We start from the raw sequence: 20,180 nt of genomic DNA on the forward strand, positions 1-20,180 counted from the left end.
TATGTGCAGCGCGTGCAACGAATCGCCCATTTGAAGGAAGATCACCCCATGGGCAACCCCCTTGTTCGCGGTCCCGCTGGTGGTCGACAGCTATTTCCCGCGCCTGCCGCTGGAGGACAATCTCCAGTATTCCTTCTTCGGCGGCCTGGCGCTGACGTGGGGTGTGGTGCAGTGCAACTTCATGATCGCGCGCGGTCGGCCGCAGTGGGTACGGCCGCTGGCGACGCTGCTGGTACTCTGCATGTTGGCGGTGCTGCCCACGATCGCTTGCGGTCCACATTGGCTTTCGTTTGGCTTGAGCCTGCTGTTTCCCCTGCTGGGATTGCTGCTGCTCAACAGCAAGCGTCACCGTGTAATGCGCCGCAAACTGGTCGAAGTACGGCGGCTGCGGCAAGCCATCATCGCCACCCGCAAAGCTCGCTAGTTGGGTAGATTCGCCACTGATCGCCACACGGGCGCCACAAATACGTGCAACGCTCGCACCACTACCCACCCGTTGGCGCCGTTTTGGTGCTGTACTGCACCGGGTCCATTGAGAAAGCGCAATGACCGCCGCGCTGGCATAAGTCTTGCGCGCGTTGTTCCCATGCTTTGGCTCGCAGGAGGCCGCCGTGTCGATTCATGTCGCGTTGCACCACGTTACGCATTACCGCTACGACCGCGCTGTCGAACTCGGCCCGCAGATCGTGCGTTTGCGCCCCACGCCCCACAGCCGCACGCGGATTCTGTCTTACGCGCTCAACGTGCAGCCCGAGCAGCACTTCATCAATTGGCAGCAGGACCCCCAGGGCAATTACCTGGCGCGCCTGGTGTTTCCGGAAAAGACCGCCGAGCTGCGCATCGAGGTCGACCTGGTCGCCGAGATTGCGGTGTTCAATCCGTTCGACTTTTTCCTTGAGCCCTACGCCGAGAACATCCCCTTCAGCTACGCCGCCGATGAGCAGCGCGAGCTGGCGCCGTACCTGGAAACCCTACCGCTGACGCCAACGTTTGCCGCCTACCTGGCCGGTATCGACCGCACGCCCTTGCCAGCGGTGGATTTTCTGGTGGGCCTCAACCAGCGTCTGGCCGCCGATATCGGTTACCTGATCCGCATGGAACCGGGGGTGCAGACCCCGGAATTCACCCTGCAGAACGCCTCCGGCTCCTGCCGCGATTCGGCCTGGCTGCTGGTGCAGTTGCTGCGCAACCTCGGGCTGGCCGCGCGCTTCGTGTCCGGCTACCTGATCCAGCTCACCGCGGACGTCAAGGCCCTCGACGGCCCGTCCGGCACCGAGGTGGACTTCACCGACCTGCACGCCTGGTGCGAGGTGTATCTGCCCGGCGCCGGCTGGATCGGTCTGGATGCGACGTCCGGCCTGTTCGCCGGTGAAGGCCACATCCCCTTGGCCTGCAGTCCCGATCCATCGTCCGCCGCGCCGATCAGTGGCCTGGTGGAACCGTGCGGCTGCGAATTCACCCACGAGATGTCGGTAGAGCGGATCTGGGAAGCCCCACGGGTGACCAAACCCTACACCGAAGCACAGTGGCAGGAGATCCAGGCCCTGGGCCAACAGATCGATAGCGACCTGCTCAAGCACGACGTGCGCCTGACCATGGGCGGTGAGCCGACCTTCGTGTCCATCGACGACCCCGACGGCGCCGAGTGGAACACCGCCGCCCTGGGCCCGGACAAACGGCGCCTGTCCGCCGAACTGTTCCAGCGCATGCGCCAGCACTATGCGCCGCAGGGCCTGGTGCACTTCGGTCAGGGCAAGTGGTACCCCGGCGAGCAATTGCCGCGCTGGTCGCTCAATGCCTACTGGCGCCGCGATGGCGTGCCGATCTGGCACAACAGCGCGCTGATCGCCGATGAGCAGCAGGACTATGGCGCCGACGGCGAGCTGGCCGGGCGCTTTCTGGCCAGTGTGGCCGAACGTCTGAAATTGCCGGCGCGCTTCGTGTTCCCGGCCTTCGAAGACAACTTCTACTACCTGTGGCGTGAAGGGGCGTTGCCGCAGAACGTCACCGCCCAGGACCCGCGCTTGAGCGATGAACTGGAACGCGAACGCCTGCGCAAAGTGTTCGCCCAGGGCCTGGATAAAGTCATCGGCCAGGTGCTGCCGCTGGCGCGCACCGCCGCCAATGATCGCTGGCAGAGCGGGCGCTGGTACCTGCGCGACAACCACTGCCGCCTGGTGCCGGGTGATTCGCCATTGGGTTACCGCCTGCCGCTGGCCTCGCAACCCTGGGTGACGGCAGCCGAGTACCCGTTCGTGCACCCCACAGACCCCAATCAGGATCTGCCGGCGTTACCCACCACCACCCAACTGCACCATCACGGCGAACCCGCGCCAAGCGATGAGCGCGTGCCCGAGGTGGACGAGTCCGCCGACTGGCTGACCCGCACCGCGCTGTGCGCCGAAGCCCGGGAAGGGCGGCTGTACCTGTTCATGCCGCCGCTGGAACGGCTCGAGGATTACCTGGAACTGGTGGCCGCCATCGAAGCCACCGCCGAGGAGTTGCAGTGCCCGGTGCTGCTCGAAGGTTACGAGCCGCCGGCCGATACGCGCCTGAGCAACTTCCGCGTCACCCCCGATCCAGGGGTGATCGAGGTCAACGTACAGCCGTCCGCCACCTGGAACGAGTTGGTGGAGCGCACCGAATTTCTCTACGAAGAGGCACGGCAAACCCGCCTGACCACGGAAAAGTTCATGATCGACGGGCGCCACACCGGCACCGGTGGCGGCAACCACTTCGTGCTCGGCGGCGCGACACCCAAGGACTCGCCATTCCTGCGCCGGCCCGACCTGCTGCGCAGCCTGATCAGCTATTGGCACAATCACCCGTCGTTGTCGTACCTGTTTTCCGGGCTGTTCATCGGCCCGACCTCCCAGGCGCCACGGGTGGACGAAGCGCGCAACGACGCGTTGTATGAGCTGGAAATCGCCTTTGCGCAAATGCCCGAACCGGGCGAAGAATGCCCGCCGTGGCTGGTCGACCGTCTGCTGCGCAACCTGCTGATCGACGTGACGGGCAACACCCACCGCGCCGAATTCTGCATCGACAAACTTTACTCACCGGACGGCGCCACCGGACGCTTGGGCCTGCTGGAGCTGCGCGCGTTCGAGATGCCGCCCCATGCGCGCATGAGCCTGACCCAGCAATTGCTGCTGCGCGCCCTGGTCGCGCGTTTCTGGCGTGAGCCTTACGCGCCGGCGAAACTGGCGCGCTGGGGCACCGAGCTGCATGACCGCTTCCTGTTGCCGCATTTTATCGCGCAGGATTTTGCCGACGTGATCGACGAGCTCAACACGGCCGGCTACCCGCTGCGCGCCGAGTGGTTTGCCGCGCACCTGGAGTTCCGTTTCCCCAAAGTCGGCGACTACGCCGTCAGCGGCATCGAGCTGGAGTTGCGCCAGGCCCTGGAGCCCTGGCATGTGCTGGGCGAAGAGGGCGCGGTGGGCGGCACGGTGCGTTATGTGGACTCGTCGCTGGAACGCCTGCAAGTGAAGCTGACCGGCCTGGCGCCGCAGCGCTACCTGCTGACCTGCAACGGCATTCCCGTGCCGCTGCAGCCCACCGGCCGCGTTGGCGAGTTCGTCGCCGGCGTGCGGTACCGCGCGTGGCAACCGGCCAACTGCCTGCACCCGACTATCGCGGTGCACGCGCCGCTGGTGTTCGACCTGCTCGACACCTGGATGCAACGCTCGCTGGGCGGTTGCCAGTACCACGTCGCCCATCCAGGCGGGCGCAACTACGACAGCCTGCCGGTGAATGCCAATGAGGCCGAGAGCCGGCGCATGGCGCGGTTTTTCCGTCTGGGGCACAGCCCTGGGAAGCTCACCGTGCCCACGGTGGTGCTCAACGATGAACTGCCGATGACGCTCGATCTGCGCCGCTTCCCCAATAAAAATGACTGAATGCAATTCAACCTGTGGGAGGGGGCTTGCTCCCGATCGCGGTATATCAGCCGATACATAAGTGACTGATCCGCCGCCGTCGGGAGCAAGCCCCCTCCTACATTGGATTGCGGCAAGTTTGAATTACACTGACCCCCCTTTGCCCTGCCGAGCGTTCCATGTCCGATTTGCTCGACCGTTACCCGCTGACCGCGGGCACCTACCACGAACTGCTGGATGGCAGCGGTGCCGTGCGTGCCCATTGGCGGCGCCTGCTCGACCACCTGCAACGCAGCACGCCCAACCAGTTGGCCCAGCGCCAGGCGCTGCTGACCCGGCAGATCCAGGAAAACGGCGTGACCTACAACGTCTACGCCGACCCCAAGGGCGCCGACCGCCCGTGGGAACTGGACCTGCTGCCCCATGTGCTGGCTGCCGATGAATGGCAGCACCTGGCGGCCGGTATCGCCCAGCGTGCGCGCCTGCTCAATGCCGTGCTCGCCGACCTGTACGGTCCGCAACGCCTGATTGCCGAAGGCCTGCTGCCGGCCGAGCTGGTGTTCGGGCATAACAACTTCCTGTGGCCGTGCCAGGGCATCCAGCCGCCGGACGGCGCGTTTCTGCACCTGTACGCCGTGGACCTGGCGCGTACGCCGGATGGTCGCTGGTGGGTGACGGCCGACCGCACCCAGGCCCCCTCGGGCGCCGGCTACGCCCTGGAAAACCGCACCATTGTGTCCCGCGCCTTCCCGGACCTGTACCGCGACCTGCAAGTGCAGCACCTCACCGGTTTTTTTCGCACACTCCAGGAAACCCTGGCGCGCCAGGCACCGGGCGACAACCAGCCGCCACTGATTGTGCTGCTCACCCCGGGGCGCTTCAACGAAAGCTATTTCGAACACCTGTACCTGGCCCGCCAGCTCGGCTACCCGCTGGTGGAAGGCGGCGACCTGACCGTGCGCGACAGCACCGTGTTTCTCAAAACCCTCAGCGGCCTGCGTCGGGTGCACGCGATCATGCGCCGCCTGGACGATGACTTCTGCGACCCGCTGGAGCTGCGCACCGACTCGGCACTCGGCGTGCCCGGCCTGCTCGACGCCGTGCGCCAGGGCAATGTGCTGGTGGCCAATGCCCTGGGCAGCGGTGTGCTGGAGTCCCCTGGGCTGCTGGGCTTTTTGCCGAAGATCAACGAGTTCCTGTTCGGCGAAACACTGATCCTGCCGTCGATTGCCACCTGGTGGTGCGGCGAGGCGCCGGTGCTGGCCAAAGCCCTGGAGAAACTGCCCGAGTTGCTGATCAAACCGGCGTTTCCCTCGCAGAGTTTCGCCCCGGTATTCGGCCGCGACCTCAACCCCGAACAACGCCAGGCCCTGGCCGAGCGCATGCGCGCGCGGCCCTACGCCTACGTCGCCCAGGAGCTGGCGCAATTGTCCCAGGCGCCGGTGTGGCACACCGTCGACGACCACCTGCAACACCGCGCCATCGGCATGCGCGTGTACGCCGTGGCCAGTGAGGACGGTTATCGCGTGCTGCCCGGCGGCCTGACCCGCGTGGCGGCCGATGCCGACGCTGAAGTGGTGTCGATGCAGCGCGGCGGCGCGAGCAAGGACACCTGGGTGCTCGGCGAGCGCGCCGCCGCTGGTGAGCTGTGGCGTGCACAACGCACAATTGGCGCCCATGACCTGGTGCGCCGAGACCCTTATCTGCCCTCGCGCGTGGTGGAAAACCTGTTCTGGTTCGGCCGCTATTGCGAGCGCTGCGATAACAGCGCGCGCTGGTTGCGTATCGTGCTCGCGCGCTATGTCGACGGCGACGACCCGCTGGCCTTGCAGGCGGCGGTGGAGCTGGGAGAAAACCTGCGCCTGCTGCCGGAGGAGGGCGAGTTGCCGGAGCGCCTGCTCGCGGCCTTGCTGGGAGATGACTGGCCGTCGAGCCTGCGCGCCAACCTGCAACGCTTGCAGTGGGCGGCGTCCCAGGTGCGCGGCAAGTTGTCCCGCGAAAACTGGCAGGCGCTGGTGGAGCTGCAGCGCGAAGCCATGGAGTTGGAGCGCGACGCTGCGGATGTGGGCGAGCTGCTGGACTTCCTCAACCGCCTGGTGATGTCCCTGGCGGCGCTGTCCGGCTTTGCCCTGGACGACATGACCCGCGACGAAGGCTGGCGCTTTCTGATGATGGGGCGGCGCATCGAGCGCCTGCAGTTCCTGAGCAGCAGCCTGGCAGCGTTCCTGCGCGGTGTGGCGGTGTTCGATCAGGCCGGGCTTGAGTGGTTGCTGGAGCTGGGCAACAGCAGCATCACCTACCGCTCACGCTACCTGGCGGTGCCGCAGTTGATCCCGGTGCTCGACCTGTTGCTGCTTGATGAGCAGAACCCCCATGCGGTGCTGTTCCAGCTCAAACTGGTGAGCCGTACCTTGCGCCGCTTGAACGACGACTTCGGCGTGCCGCGCGAAACCGGCCTGGCGCCGTTGGTGGAGCGTCTGGCGCGTTTCGACCTGGCGTGCCTGGAGAACCCGCTGTTTGGCGAGCCCGGTGTGCGCGCCGCACTGAACGGTCTGGCCGACCTGTTGCAGGCGGTCGCCGATGAGAGCGGGCAAGTCTCGGATCGCCTGGCCCTGCGCCATTTTGCCCATGTGGATGATGTCAGCCAGCAAACGGTGTCGGTGTAATGAGCGCGCGCTATCAGATTTTTCACGATACCCATTACCACTATGACAGCCCGGTTTCCCTGGCCCAGCAGTTGGCCCACCTGTGGCCCCGGCCTTGCGCCTGGCAACGTTGCAGCTCGCAGCAACTGGACATCAGCCCCGAGCCGTCCTCGCGGCGCGACGAGCTGGATGTGTTCGGCAACCCGATCACCCGCCTGGCGTTCGAGCGGCCTCACGATGAGTTGCTGGTCAATGCCAGCCTGAGCGTGGAAGTGCTGGCGCGGCCGGCGCTGGATTTTCGGCAGTCGCCGGCCTGGGACCGCACCCGTGACAGCCTGGCCTACAGCAGCCAGCCGCTGTCGCCAGAGCGGATCGAAGCCTGTCGCTACCGGTTCGAATCGCCTTACGTGCACCTCAAACAAACCTTCGTCGAGTTCTCCGCCAGCTGTTTCCCGCCCGGCGCGCCGTTGCTGGTAGGCACGCAGGCATTGATGGAAAAGATCTTCAGCGAGTTCACCTTCGATGCCGAGGCCACTCAGGTCGCCACGCCGCTGGTGGAAGTGCTGGAACGTCGACGCGGCGTGTGCCAAGACTTCGCCCACCTGATGCTCGCCTGCCTGCGCTCGCGTGGCCTGCCGGCGCGCTACATCAGCGGCTACCTGCTCACCCAGCCGCCGCCTGGCCAGCCACGGCTGATCGGCGCCGACGCGTCCCACGCGTGGGTTTCGGTGTTTTGCCCGGTGTCGGGCTGGGTCGATTTTGATCCGACGAATAACGTGCAGCCGGCACTGGAGCACATCACCCTGGCCTGGGGCCGGGATTTCTCCGATGTGTCGCCGTTGCGGGGGGTGATTCTGGGAGGGGGGAGCCATGACCCGGAGGTGCGGGTGACGGTGATGCCGCTGGAATAACTGTGGCAAGCGCGCTTGCCACAGTGTGGGGAATACTTATTCAGCCGGATCTTTTGGTGTTTCGCTCTCGTCGCTCGTTACTTCAGCATCTGCATCCGGGGTCTCGCCACCGGCTTCTTCGTCTGCAGCGGCTTTTTTGCGTTGCAGTTTTTCCTCTTTCTTCTGTTCCTTGGCCAAGTCTCTCTGACGTTTGGCGAAGGAGTAATTAGGTTTGGCCATGGGCGATCCTCTAGGGTCGAAGGGGAGGGGGGCGGCGCGCAGCTGCCTTTGGGTCGCTATGGTAGCAGCTTAGCGGCGCGGTTGGCGGCTGGCAGATTGTGCTGAGCAGTCTGATAGCCTAAAGTTGTATACAATCTGCCGGTGCAGATCATAAGAATTCAAGCCCGTCTGAGGCGCCCTTTGCGGTATTACGCGTTTTAAAACCTTGCCATGGAGATTCACATGTTTGCCAAAATCGTTGCTGTTTCCCTGCTCACTCTGGCCAGCGGCCAGTTGCTTGCAGCAGAGTGCGCGGTCACTGTTGATTCCACCGATCAGATGTCCTTCAACACCCAGGAAATCACCATCGACAAAAGCTGCAAGACCTTCACCGTCGAGCTGACTCACTCCGGCAACCTGCCGAAAAACGTTATGGGTCACAACTGGGTGCTGACCAGCGCGGCCGATATGCAACCGGTCGCCATCGAAGGCATGGCTGCTGGCATCGACAAGAGCTACCTGAAAGAGGGTGATGCGCGCATCATCGCGCACACCAAGATCATCGGTGCCGGTGAGAAGGATTCGGTGACTTTTGATGTGTCGAAGCTGGCTGCGGGTACTGACTACGCGTTTTTCTGCTCGTTCCCGGGGCACATTTCGATGATGAAAGGTACGGTGGTGGTCAAGTAACACCGCGTTATCGTTTATCGGGAGCAAGCCCCCTCCCACATTCGACCGCATTCCAAGTGTGGGAGGGGGCTTGCCCCCGATGACTATCTGACAGTCAACACAAAACTACCTGACTCACCTCACGGCGCAAACGGCATCACCCGCTTGTGCTCGGTCTTGCGATACGTCTCGCAGATAATCCGGAACGCCTCTTCGCGCACCGGCTCACCGTGCAGGAACGCATCGATTTCGGCATAGGTCACGCCATGTGACGCTTCATCCGGCTTGCCCGGCGACAAATCTTCCAGGTCCGCCGTCGGCACTTTCTCCACCAGCGACTCCGGCGCGCCGAAGTAACGCGCAATCGCGCGCACCTGGTTTTTCACCAGCCCGCTCAAGGGGGCCAGGTCGCAGGCGCCATCGCCGAACTTGGTGAAGAAACCCATCACCGCTTCCGCCGCATGGTCAGTGCCGATCACCAGGCCACCGGCCGCGCCGGCGATGGTGTACTGCGCCACCATGCGCATGCGCGCCTTGGTGTTGCCCAGCACAAAGTCGCGGGACGCGGCGGGCTTGTCTTCAAACGCCGACACTTCAGTGGCCAGGGCTTTCACCGCCGGGCCGATGTTCACGGTGTGGCGCTCGTGCGGGTTGATGAAGTCGACCGAAGCCTGGGCGTCGAGTTCGTCGAACTGGGTTTCGTAGGGCAGACGCACCGCGATAAAGCGATAGGCCTCGTCGCCGCTGCTGGCGCGCAGTTCCTGCATCGCGCGCTGGGCCAAAAGGCCTGCGGTGAGGGAGTCGACGCCGCCGCTGATGCCCAGCACCAGGGCCTTGAGTCCGGAATTGCGCAGGCAGTCCTGGATAAACGTTATGCGCCTGACCACTTCGGCCTCAAGGGCCGCCTGGTCGTTGAACGGCGCCTGGACCTTGAGCTGCTGCGCAATTTCACGCTGTACGGCTTGCATGGTTCACTCCTTGCTGGATAGGGCAGGTACTTTGAAAACGTGACGCAAATAGGCGACGAAATTGGGGTCGGTGCAGTGGGTCTTGCCCGCTTCATCGGAAATCTTCGCGACCGGCTGGCCATTGCAGGCGGTCATTTTAAGCACGATGCTCATCGGCTCCACCCCTGGAATGTCGCAGGTCAGGTTGGTGCCGATACCAAAGCTCACATTGATGCGACCGCGCAGCGCACGGAATATCTCCAGCGCCTTGGGCAACGTCAGGCTGTCGGAGAACACCAGGGTCTTGCTCATCGGCTCGATGCCCAGTTTGTGATAGTGGGCGATGGCTTTTTCGGCCCATTGCACCGGGTCGCCGGAGTCGTGGCGCAGGCCGTCGAACAGCTTGGCGAAGTACAGATCGAAGTCGCCGAGGAACGCGTCGGTGGTGATGCAGTCGGTCAGGGCGATGCCGAGCAGGCCACGGTATTCGCGCACCCAGCAGTCGAGCGCGGCGATCTGGCTGTCGATCAGGCGCGGGCCGAGTTGCTGGTGGGCCATGATCCACTCGTGGGCCATGGTGCCCAGCGGCTTCATGTCGAATTCGCGGGCCAGGTGCACGTTGCTGGTGCCCACGAAGCGCCCTGGGAAATCGTGCTTGAGCACGCTCACCACTTCTTCCTGCACGCGGTACGAAAAGCGTCGGCGCGTGCCGAAATCCGCCACTTGCAGCTCCGCCAGCTCCTCGCTGCTCGCATGGGCGGTCAGCCAGTCGAACTTGCGATACAGCTGCTCGCGCGCCTGTTCGAGGATCACGCTCTGGTAGCGGTAGCGGTTACGCACTTCGCTGACAATCGCCAGCATCGGCACTTCAAACAGGATCACATGCAGCCACGGCCCGCGCAGGCGGATAAACAGCTCGCCGTTTTCGATACCGGTCTGCACGTAGCGCAGGTTGAAGCGGAACAGCCCGAGGAAGCGCAAAAAGTCCGGCTTCATGAAACTGATGCGTTCCAGAAAGCCCAGTTGGTCGGGGCTCAGGCTCAGTTCGGCGAGGCGCTCGATCTGGTAGCGGATTTCCGCCAGGTACGGACGCAGGTCTTCGCTGTTGCGGCAACGAAACTCCCATTCAACGTCCACGTTCGGGTAGTTGTGCAGCACCGCCTGCATCATGGTCAGCTTGTAGAAGTCGGTGTCGAGCAGGTTCTGCACGATGCGATCGGCAAACACACTCTCGCTCATAACGGGAATCTCCAGACGGGTCGGCGATGGGCGCCGGCCTTTACGCATAATTGAGGAAAGAGCTAGTGGCGCATAGACCTGTGGGGTTTTGCCAGCGATTTTTTTTGCTGAGGCCACTGGCGCTATCGGGAGCAAGCCCCCTCCCACAGTTGACCGCGTACTCATGTGCCAACCCGGTCAAGTGTGGGAGGGGGCTTGCTCCCGATAGCGGTATTCCACGCACTAAATGACTTGCTCCATCATCCACTTCACAAATTCCCGCACCTTGGGCACCTCTGCCGAATGCTCCGGATACGCCAGGTAATACGCATCCTGGCTGGGCATCGCATGCTGCCAGGGAATTACCAGCTTGCCCTCGGCCAGTTCCTCTTCCACCAAAAACCTCGGCAACAGCGCCACACCGCACCCCACCTGCGCGGCGCGAATGCACATGTAGAAGGTGTCAAAACGTGGCCCGTGGTAGCTGTGTTCGGTATGAAGCCCCTGATCGGCGAACCAGTCATGCCAGCCCTGCGGGCGTGAGGCGTTTTGCAGCAGCACCAGGTCGCTCAATTGTGTGGGGTCGGTGAACGGCGTCGCGGGCAGGCTTTCCGGGGCGCACACCGGCACCAGTTCCTCGCTGAACAGCTTCAGGCTCTCGGTGCCGGGCCGCGAGCCCTGGCCGAAGTAGAAAGCCATATCGGCCTTGCCTTGCAGCAGTTCGTCCGGTTCCTGCTCGTTGCACAGGTCCAGATGAATCTGCGGGTGACGCAAACGCCAGCCCTTGAGGCGCGGCACCAGCCAGCGCGCGCCGAACGTGTAGGGCGTGGACACGCGCAGCACTTCGGTCTCGCCGCCGTAGGAGCGCAGGTAATGGGTGGACATCTCCACCTGCGTGAGGATCTTGCGCACTTCCACCAGGTAAAGATCCCCCGCCGGGGTCATCTGCAGGCGGCGCCGCACCCGGCGAAACAACAGGTGTTGCAGCAACTCTTCCAGCTGCGCCACCTGCTTGCTCACCGCGCTTTGCGTGAGGTTGAGTTCCTCGGCGGCGCGGGTGAAGCTCAGGTGGCGGGTGGCCGCTTCGAAGCACTGCAGGGCAGTGATCGAGGGCAAATAGCGTTTGTTCAGCACGGCACGCCTCTTTTTATTCTTTGCATGAATAAACGGAATGATATCTCGCCTAATCGTCGTTTGTTGGCAAGTCTTGGGCCAGCTACAAATAGGCCCTGAATTGCCGTGCGTGTGGCGGCGCGATTTTTGTGTGCAGATTGAAGGAGTGACCCATGGTTGCCGCATTGCTTGATCGTCTCGGGGTGAGCCCGGCGCTGTACCAGGCGGGTAAACAGCCCGTGCATTCGCCGATTGATGGCAGCCTGATCGGCAGTGTGCACTGGGAAGGTGCCGCCGAGGTGGAGCAACAGGTCAGTCGCGCCGAGCATGCATTTGACGCCTGGCGTAAAGTGCCGGCACCGCGTCGCGGCGAACTGGTGCGCCAGTTTGGTGATGTGCTGCGCCAATACAAGGCCGACCTCGGCGAGCTGGTGTCGTGGGAAGCCGGCAAGATCACCCAGGAAGGCCTGGGCGAAGTGCAGGAAATGATCGACATCTGCGACTTCGCCGTCGGCCTTTCGCGTCAGCTCTACGGGCTGACCATCGCCTCCGAGCGTCCCGGCCACCACATGCGTGAAACCTGGCACCCGCTGGGCGTGGTCGGCGTGATCAGTGCGTTCAACTTTCCGGTGGCCGTGTGGGCGTGGAACACCGCCCTGGCGCTGGTGTGCGGCAATGCGGTGATCTGGAAACCGTCGGAAAAGACCCCGCTCACCGCCCTGGCCTGCCAGGCATTGTTCGAGCGCGTGCTGAAGACCTTCGACGGCGCTCCGGAGTACCTCTGCCAGGTGATCATCGGTGGTCGCGATGCGGGCGCCGCGCTGGTGGATGACCCACGCGTGGCGCTGATCAGCGCCACCGGCAGTACGCGCATGGGCCGCGAAGTGGCGCCGAAAGTCGCCGCACGCTTTGCCCGCAGCATCCTCGAGCTGGGCGGCAACAACGCGATGATCCTCGGCCCCAGCGCCGACCTGGACATGGCGGTGCGCGCCATCCTGTTCAGCGCCGTCGGCACCGCCGGCCAGCGTTGCACCACCCTGCGCCGCCTGATCGCCCATGAGTCGGTCAAGGAGGAAATCGTCACCCGCCTCAAGGCCGCCTATGCCAAGGTGCGCATCGGCCACCCGCTGGAAGGCAACCTGATCGGCCCGCTGATCGACAAACATGGTTTCGATGCCATGCAGGACGCCCTGGAACAGGCGTTGAGCGAAGGCGGCAAGGTGTTCGGCGGCCAGCGCCAGTTGCAGGACAAATTCCCCAATGCGTACTACGTGTCCCCGGCCATTGTGGAAATGCCTGAGCAGAGCGACGTGGTGTGCACCGAAACCTTCGCGCCGATCCTTTATGTGGTCGGCTACAGTGACTTTGCCGAAGCCCTGCGCCTGAACAACGCGGTGCCCCAGGGCCTGTCGTCGTGCATCTTCACCCTTGATGTGCGCGAAGCCGAGCAATTCATGTCGGCGGTGGGCAGCGACTGCGGCATCGCCAACGTCAACATCGGCCCGAGCGGCGCGGAGATCGGCGGCGCGTTCGGCGGCGAGAAAGAAACGGGCGGCGGGCGTGAATCGGGTTCGGATGCCTGGCGCGGGTACATGCGTCGCCAGACCAACACCGTGAACTACTCGCTGGAGCTGCCGCTGGCACAGGGCATCACCTTCGACTGATTCCCCAAGGCGGAGCGCGGTCAAGATGGGAGGGGGCTTGCTCCCACAGTTGATCGCATTTGCACATCAAGAATGGTTGTTTGTTGGGTCTCATCGGAGTCTGGCAATGGCACTGCGCGAAGCATGTTTGTGGGAACACCTCACCCCCGGCCGGCCCGACCGCGCCGCGCTCATGGGCGAGGTCAAGGTGGATGTGTGCGTGATCGGCGCCGGCATCACCGGGTTGTCGGCAGCCATTCACCTGCTGGAGCAGGGCAAAAGCGTCGCCGTGCTCGAAGCCCATCGCACCGGCCACGGCGGCTCGGGGCGTAACGTCGGGCTGGTGAATGCGGGCCTGTGGATCCCGCCGGACGAGATCGAAGCCGGTTTTGGCGAAGCGGTGGGCAGCCAGCTCAACCGTATGCTGGGTGCGGCGCCGTCGCTGGTATTCAGCCTGGTCGACACATACAACATCGATTGCCAATTGCGCCGCGAGGGCACCTTGCACATGGCGCACAACGCCCGGGGCGAGGCGGATTTGCGCAGTCGTGAGGAACAATGGAAGCGCCGTGGCGCGCCGGTCGAGCTGCTGACCGGTCAGGCCTGTGAGCAGGCCATCGGCACCCGCAAAATTTCCGCCGCCCTGCTCGACAAGCGCGCCGGCACGTTGAACCCGATGGCGTACACCACGGGGCTGGCGAATGCCGCGGCCGGCCTGGGCGGGCAGATGTTCGACCATTCCCCGGTGACGCAATTGGAACGCCAGGGCGCGAACTGGTCGGTGCAGACGGCCCAGGGTTCGGTACAGGCGGCCCAGGTGGTGATCGCCTCCAATGCCTACACCGAAGGCGAATGGACCGAGTTGCGGCGCAATTTTTTCCCCGGTTATTACTATCAGGTCGCCTCCGCGCCGCTCACCGATGACGCCGCCCGGCAAATCCTCCCCGGCGGCCAGGGGTCATGGGACACCCGTCAGGTGCTCAGCAGCATTCGCCGCGATGCCGATGGCCGCCTGTTGCTCGGTAGCCTGGGCAACGGCAATCAGAAGCCGGGCTGGTTCCTCAAGGCGTGGGCTGATCGGGTGCAACAGCATTACTTCCCGTACCTCAAATCGGTGCAGTGGGAATACACCTGGACCGGCTGCATCGCGTTTACCCCGGATCACCTGATGCGCCTGTTCGAACCGGCGCCGGGCCTGGTCGCCGTCACCGGCTATAACGGGCGCGGCGTCACCACCGGCAGTGTGGTCGGCAAGGCGTTTGCCGATTACCTGTGTCACCAGAATCCCCAGGCCTTGCCGATACCGTTTGCGCCGATGCAGCCCCTGACCGGCGTGGGCGTGCGCAGCTGTCTGTATGAAGCGGGATTCTCGCTGTATCACGCCGGGCAATGCCTGCGAATCGTGATCTGAACAGCGACCTGGCGTGTAAAAGCCTGCCTCTTCCTGGCAGGCTTCCCATCTGTATTGGTGCAAGTCGTAGCAATCGCGCACTGTAAATGTGCAGTTCCGTTACGCCTGTTGTTACAGGTGCAGGCGCTGTCGTTTGCGGGTCCGGTTGCAGGTGCCACCGGGTCGGGTTGTACTTTTTTTGCCTGCTGGTTGCACCTATGCCTGCCAGAGGGTTGCACGTACTGGCAAGCGGCGCCGAAACGCCTGCAATAACAATGACACGGTGTCTTTTTGAAGAATAAAAAAGTAATGGCACGCGGCTTGCTCTGAGCTTTCGGTGAAAGGATGGAATGCAAGTCGTCGTGCCTAAAATCAAAAATACGGAGCACCACTCATGTCCCAGACGTTTTACAAGAAAGGTTTTCTGGCCCTCGCCGTTGCAGCGGCGCTGGGTGTTTCTACGTTTGTTCAAGCTGATGTGAAAATCGGCGTGGCGGGCCCGATGACGGGCGCCAACGCCGCTTTCGGTGAGCAGTACATGAAGGGTGCCCAGGCGGCGGCCGATGTGATCAACAAGGCCGGCGGCATCAACGGCGAAAAAATCGTGCTGGTGGCTGGCGATGATGCGTGCGAGCCCAAACAGGCCGTGGCCGTGGCCAACCGCCTGGCCGACCAGGACAAAGTGATCGGCGTGGTCGGGCACTTCTGCTCCTCCAACACCATCCCGGCGTCCGAGGTGTATGACGAGGCCGGCATCATTGCGATCACGCCGGGCTCCACCAACCCGCAAGTCACCGAACGTGGCCTGGGCGCGATGTTCCGCATGTGCGGGCGTGACGACCAGCAGGGCGTCGTCGCCGGCGACTACATCGTCGATGTGCTCAAGGGCAAGAAAGTCGCGGTCATCAACGACAAGGACACCTACGGCAAAGGCCTGGCCGACGCCACCGCTGCCCAGTTGACCAAGCGCGGCGTCAAGCCGGTGCTGGAAGAAGGCCTCACCCGTGGCGAGAAAGACTTCAGCGCCCTGGTCACCAAAATTCGCTCCACCGGCGCCGACGTCGTGTACTTCGGCGGCCTGCACCCCGAAGCCGGCCCTCTGGTGCGCCAGATCCGTGAAGCGGGCCTCAAGGACGTCAAGTTCATGTCCGATGACGGTATCGTCACCGACGAACTGGTCGCCACCGCCGGCGGCAAGCAGTACGTGGACGGCGTGTACATGACCTTCGGTGCCGACCCGCGCAAACTGCCGGACAGCAAGACCGTCGTGGAAGAGTTCCAGAAGAGCGGCTACGAGCCGGAAGGCTACACCCTGTACGCCTACGCGTCGGTCCAGGCGCTGGCGGCCGGCTTCAATGGCGCCAAGTCCAACAAGGGCGAAGACGCTGCCAAGTGGCTCAAGGCTCACCCGGTAAAAACCGTCATGGGCGAAAAAGCCTGGGATTCCAAGGGCGACCTGAAAATCTCCGACTACGTGGTTTACCAGTGGGATAAAGACGGCAAATACCACCAGCTGGAAAAACAGAAGTAAGCCTGAGCACCACAGCTCCACTGTGGGAGGGGGCTTACTCCCGATAGCGGTATGTCAGGCAACACCTGCATGACTGACCCACCGTCATCGGGAGCAAGCCCCCTCCCACAGGAGACGGGGCTGTTATCGAGATCTGTTTTTTCCTCCAGAAGCGCCGCACACCCACCCGGTGTGCAGGTGCTCACCGCGTGAGATTTGCGTTATGGATGGTATTTTCCTGCAGCAACTGGTCAACGGCCTGACCCTCGGGTCGGTCTACGGCCTGATCGCCATCGGCTACACAATGGTCTACGGCATCATTGGCATGATCAACTTCGCCCACGGCGAGGTTTATATGATCTCCGCGTACCTCGCGGCGATCAGTCTGGCACTGCTGGCTTACTTCGGCATCGAATCCTTCCCGCTGCTCATTCTCGGCACCCTGATCTTCACCGTGGTCGTCACCGGCGTGTACGGCTGGGTGATCGAACGGGTTGCCTACAAACCGCTGCGCAACTCCACCCGACTGGCCCCGCTGATCAGCGCCATCGGGATTTCGCTGATCCTGCAGAACTACGCACAGATCGCCCAGGGCGCCAAGCAACAAGGCATCCCGACCCTGCTGGCCGGCGCCTGGCGCGTCGATATCGGCAGCGGGTTCGTGCAACTCACCTACACCAAAGTGTTCATTCTCGTGGCGGCGTTTGCCGGCATGGCCCTGCTCACCTACATCATCAAGTACACCAAGCTGGGCCGCATGTGCCGCGCGACGCAGCAAGACCGCAAGATGGCCTCGATCCTCGGTATCAACACCGACCGCGTGATCTCCTATGTCTTCGTCATCGGTGCCGCCATGGCTGCGTTGGCCGGCGTGCTGATCACCCTCAACTACGGCACCTTCGACTTCTATGCCGGCTTCATCATCGGCATCAAGGCATTTACCGCAGCGGTGCTCGGCGGCATCGGCTCCCTGCCTGGGGCGATGCTCGGCGGGATCATCCTGGGGATTTCCGAGTCGCTGTTCTCCGGGTTGATCAACTCCGACTACAAAGACGTGTTCAGTTTCTCCCTGCTGGTGGTGATTCTGATTTTCCGTCCCCAGGGCCTGCTGGGTCGCCCACTCGTGGCTAAGGTGTAAACATGTCTGCTGCCAAACCTATCGATATCAAGAAAAGTGCGGTCGATACGATCCTTGCCGGGCTGATTTCGTTGATCGTGTTCGGTCCGATCGTCGGCGTGGTCCTCGACGGCTACAGCTTCAATCTGGAACCGGCCCGCGTGGGCCTGCTGGTGGCCATCGTGATGGTCGGCCGCTTTGCCATGAGCCTGTTCCTGCAAACCCCCAGGGGCCTGAAGATCCTGCAGGGCTTCGAAAGCAGCGGCTCCGGCGTGCACGTGCGGGCGCCGGACTATAAATCGCGGCTGCGCTGGATCATCCCGGCGCTGATCGTGATCGCCATCGTGTTCCCGATCTTCGCCAACAAGTACCTGCTCACCGTGGTGATCCTCGGACTGATCTACGTGCTGCTCGGCCTGGGCCTGAACATTGTGGTCGGCCTGGCCGGTCTGCTCGACCTCGGTTACGTGGCGTTCTACGCCATCGGTGCCTACGGCCTGGCATTGGGTTATCAATACCTCGGCCTGGGCTTCTGGACGGTGCTGCCGTTGGCAGCCATCGCGGCGGCGTTAGCGGGGTGCATACTCGGCTTCCCGGTGCTGCGAATGCACGGTGACTACCTGGCCATCGTGACCCTTGGCTTCGGTGAAATCATCCGCCTGGTGCTCAACAACTGGCTGTCGTTCACCGGCGGGCCGAACGGCATGCCCGTGCCGTCGCCGACCTTCCTGGGCCTGGAGTTCGGCCGGCGCGCGAAGGACGGCGGGATACCCTTCCACGAATTTTTTGGCATTGACTACAACCCCAATATCAAATTCCTGTTCATCTACATCGTGCTGTTCCTGGTAGTGCTGGCCGTACTCTACATCAAGCACCGCCTGACCCGCATGCCGGTCGGCCGCGCCTGGGAAGCCCTGCGTGAAGATGAGATCGCCTGCCGCTCCATGGGCCTGAACCATGTGCTGGTCAAGCTTTCGGCGTTCACCATCGGTGCATCGACTGCCGGCCTGGCCGGGGTGTTCTTTGCCAGCTATCAGGGCTTTGTGAACCCGTCGTCGTTCACCTTCTTCGAGTCGGCGCTGATCCTCGCCATCGTGGTACTGGGCGGCATGGGTTCGACGGTGGGCGTGGTGATCGCGGCGTTCGTATTGACCGTGGCGCCTGAGTTGCTGCGCAGCTTCTCGGAATACCGCGTGCTGCTGTTTGGCGTGTTGATGGTGGTGATGATGATCTGGCGACCACGCGGGTTGATCCGCATCAGCCGAACCGGTGTGACCCCACGCAAAGGAGTGGCGCCATGAGCAAGGAAGTTGTTCTGTCCGTGGAACACCTGATGATGCACTTCGGTGGCATCAAGGCCTTGAGCGATGTGAGCCTCAAGGTCGAACGCAACTCGATCTTCGCCCTGATCGGCCCCAATGGCGCCGGCAAGACCACCGTGTTCAACTGCCTCACCGGCTTCTACAAGGCCAGTGGCGGCAAGATCCAACTCAACATCCGCGGCAAGCAGACCAACGTGATCCAACTGCTCGGCGAACGCTTCAAGGCCGTCGACTTCGTCTCGCCGAAAAGCTTCTTCAGCCGTGTGTATTACAAGATGTTCGGCGGCACCCACCTGGTCAACCGCGCAGGCCTGGCCCGTACGTTCCAGAACATTCGCCTGTTCAAGGAAATGTCGGTGCTGGAGAACCTGCTGGTGGCCCAGCACATGTGGGTCAACCGCAACATGCTCGCGGGCATCCTCAACACCAGGGGCTACCGCAAGGCCGAGAGCGATGCGCTCGACCACGCCTTCTACTGGTTGGAGGTGGTCGACCTGGTGGACTGCGCCAATCGCCTCGCCGGCGAACTCTCCTATGGCCAGCAGCGCCGCCTGGAGATCGCCCGCGCCATGTGCACGCGGCCGCAGATCATCTGCCTGGACGAACCGGCCGCCGGCCTCAACCCGCAGGAAACCGAAGCCCTCAGCGCGATGATTCGCCTGCTGCGCGACGAACACGACCTCACGGTGGTGCTGATCGAACACGACATGGGCATGGTGATGAGTATTTCCGACCACATCGTGGTGCTCGACCACGGCAACGTGATCGCTGAAGGCGGGCCGGAAGCGATCCGCAACGACCCGAAAGTGATTGCCGCCTACCTGGGCGCCGACGAAGAGGAGCTGGTATGAGCGGGCCTATCCTCGAAATGAAGGACCTGGATGTGTTCTACGGCCCGATCCAGGCCCTGAAAAAAGTCTCGCTGCACATCAACGAAGGCGAAACCGTGAGCCTGATCGGGTCCAACGGCGCGGGTAAGTCCACGCTGCTGATGTCGATCTTCGGCCAGCCACGGGCAGAATCCGGGCAGATTCTGTACAACGGCGTCGACATTACCCACAAGTCGTCCCACTACATCGCCTCCAATGGCATCGCACAGTCGCCGGAAGGGCGGCGGGTGTTCCCCGACATGACGGTCGAGGAAAACCTGTTGATGGGCACCATCCCCATCGGCGACAAGTTCGCGCAGGAAGACATGCAGCGCATGTTCGAGCTGTTCCCACGGCTCAAGGAGCGGCGCAACCAGCGCGCCATGACCATGTCCGGCGGCGAGCAGCAAATGCTCGCCATCGCCCGTGCGCTGATGAGCCGGCCCAAGCTGCTGCTGCTGGACGAACCGAGCCTGGGCCTGGCACCGATTGTGGTGAAGCAGATCTTCTCCACGCTGCGCGAGCTGGCGGCCACCGGCATGACCATCTTTCTGGTGGAACAGAACGCCAACCACGCGCTGCGCCTTTCCGACCGCGCGTATGTGATGGTCAACGGCGAGATTCGCCTGACGGGCACCGGCAAGGAGTTGCTGGTGAACGAGGACGTGCGCAGCGCCTACCTCGGCGGGCACTGATCGCTGTGGGAGGGGCTTGCTCCCTCCCACACGGGTTTTGTGTGGTCCGCAA

The 20,180-nt window shown here is 63.2% G+C and carries 16 protein-coding genes; 12 read left to right on the forward strand and 4 right to left on the reverse strand.

Going from position 1 to position 20,180, the window contains the following annotated elements:
• Nucleotides 1-61: 61 nt before the first annotated feature.
• The 4 genes from JOE32_RS19970 to JOE32_RS19985 all read left to right on the forward strand — a co-directional run bounded on the left by JOE32_RS19970 (nt 62) and on the right by JOE32_RS19985 (nt 7,437).
• Nucleotides 62-424, forward strand: coding sequence for a hypothetical protein (locus tag JOE32_RS19970; protein WP_245229078.1), 363 nt, complete (start codon nt 62-64; stop codon nt 422-424).
• Nucleotides 425-611: 187 nt separating this feature from the next.
• Nucleotides 612-3,902 (forward strand): transglutaminase family protein, encoded by a 3,291-nt coding sequence (locus JOE32_RS19975; RefSeq protein WP_209987934.1) that lies wholly within the window; start codon nt 612-614, stop codon nt 3,900-3,902.
• A gap of 158 nt (nt 3,903-4,060) precedes the next feature.
• Entirely contained in the window at nt 4,061-6,547 is a 2,487-nt protein-coding gene (locus JOE32_RS19980; RefSeq protein ID WP_209987936.1) for a circularly permuted type 2 ATP-grasp protein, read from the forward strand.
• Nucleotides 6,547-7,437, forward strand: coding sequence for a transglutaminase family protein (locus JOE32_RS19985; protein ID WP_209987939.1), 891 nt, complete (start codon nt 6,547-6,549; stop codon nt 7,435-7,437). The genes JOE32_RS19980 and JOE32_RS19985 overlap by 1 nt, the downstream gene beginning before the upstream one ends.
• Before the next feature lie 36 nt (nt 7,438-7,473).
• Here the strand turns inward: JOE32_RS19985 and JOE32_RS19990 are convergent, their stop codons facing one another.
• Nucleotides 7,474-7,656, reverse strand: a complete 183-nt coding sequence (locus JOE32_RS19990; protein WP_209987942.1) for a hypothetical protein — start codon at nt 7,654-7,656, stop codon at nt 7,474-7,476.
• A gap of 222 nt (nt 7,657-7,878) precedes the next feature.
• Between JOE32_RS19990 and azu the strand changes: the two genes are divergently transcribed.
• Nucleotides 7,879-8,325: an azurin gene (gene azu / locus JOE32_RS19995; RefSeq protein WP_209987945.1), complete on the forward strand. Its 447-nt coding sequence runs from the start codon at nt 7,879-7,881 to the stop codon at nt 8,323-8,325.
• 119 nt (nt 8,326-8,444) lie between these two features.
• Here azu and nadE read toward each other — a convergent pair whose 3' ends face one another.
• The 3 genes from nadE to JOE32_RS20010 form a co-directional block, all read right to left on the reverse strand.
• Complete coding sequence (gene nadE, locus JOE32_RS20000; protein WP_057009741.1) at nt 8,445-9,272, reverse strand: ammonia-dependent NAD(+) synthetase; 828 nt, start codon at nt 9,270-9,272, stop codon at nt 8,445-8,447.
• A gap of 3 nt (nt 9,273-9,275) precedes the next feature.
• Nucleotides 9,276-10,490: a nicotinate phosphoribosyltransferase gene (pncB, locus tag JOE32_RS20005; protein ID WP_209987948.1), complete on the reverse strand. Its 1,215-nt coding sequence runs from the start codon at nt 10,488-10,490 to the stop codon at nt 9,276-9,278.
• A gap of 222 nt (nt 10,491-10,712) precedes the next feature.
• Nucleotides 10,713-11,603, reverse strand: a complete 891-nt coding sequence (locus tag JOE32_RS20010; protein WP_209987952.1) for a LysR family transcriptional regulator — start codon at nt 11,601-11,603, stop codon at nt 10,713-10,715.
• A 152-nt stretch (nt 11,604-11,755) separates the two neighbouring features.
• On the opposite strand from JOE32_RS20010, the gene JOE32_RS20015 reads away from it, so the two are divergent.
• The 7 genes from JOE32_RS20015 to JOE32_RS20045 all read left to right on the forward strand — a co-directional run bounded on the left by JOE32_RS20015 (nt 11,756) and on the right by JOE32_RS20045 (nt 20,128).
• Nucleotides 11,756-13,246: an aldehyde dehydrogenase family protein gene (locus tag JOE32_RS20015; protein ID WP_209987955.1), complete on the forward strand. Its 1,491-nt coding sequence runs from the start codon at nt 11,756-11,758 to the stop codon at nt 13,244-13,246.
• Between the two features lie 106 nt (nt 13,247-13,352).
• A complete protein-coding gene (locus JOE32_RS20020) occupies nt 13,353-14,636 on the forward strand; it encodes an FAD-binding oxidoreductase (protein ID WP_209987957.1) in 1,284 nt (427 codons plus the stop codon).
• 373 nt (nt 14,637-15,009) lie between these two features.
• On the forward strand, nt 15,010-16,146 hold the full coding sequence (locus JOE32_RS20025; protein ID WP_057009736.1) for a branched-chain amino acid ABC transporter substrate-binding protein: 1,137 nt from the start codon (nt 15,010-15,012) through the stop codon (nt 16,144-16,146).
• A 202-nt stretch (nt 16,147-16,348) separates the two neighbouring features.
• Nucleotides 16,349-17,263, forward strand: coding sequence for a branched-chain amino acid ABC transporter permease (locus JOE32_RS20030; RefSeq protein WP_003236186.1), 915 nt, complete (start codon nt 16,349-16,351; stop codon nt 17,261-17,263).
• Between the two features lie 2 nt (nt 17,264-17,265).
• The gene (livM, locus tag JOE32_RS20035) at nt 17,266-18,543 is read left to right on the forward strand and encodes a high-affinity branched-chain amino acid ABC transporter permease LivM (RefSeq protein WP_209987960.1); all 1,278 of its coding nucleotides are present in this window, start codon (nt 17,266-17,268) and stop codon (nt 18,541-18,543) included.
• A complete protein-coding gene (locus JOE32_RS20040) occupies nt 18,540-19,415 on the forward strand; it encodes an ATP-binding cassette domain-containing protein (protein ID WP_209987963.1) in 876 nt (291 codons plus the stop codon). Before livM ends, JOE32_RS20040 begins: the two co-directional genes overlap by 4 nt.
• Nucleotides 19,412-20,128 carry an ABC transporter ATP-binding protein gene (locus tag JOE32_RS20045; RefSeq protein WP_209987966.1) on the forward strand — a complete coding sequence of 239 codons (717 nt, stop codon included), beginning with the start codon at nt 19,412-19,414 and terminating at the stop codon, nt 20,126-20,128. Before JOE32_RS20040 ends, JOE32_RS20045 begins: the two co-directional genes overlap by 4 nt.
• Nucleotides 20,129-20,180: the final 52 nt, after the last annotated feature.

The sequence above is a fragment of the Pseudomonas sp. PvP025 genome (assembly GCF_017832155.1).
GTDB lineage: Bacteria > Pseudomonadota > Gammaproteobacteria > Pseudomonadales > Pseudomonadaceae > Aquipseudomonas.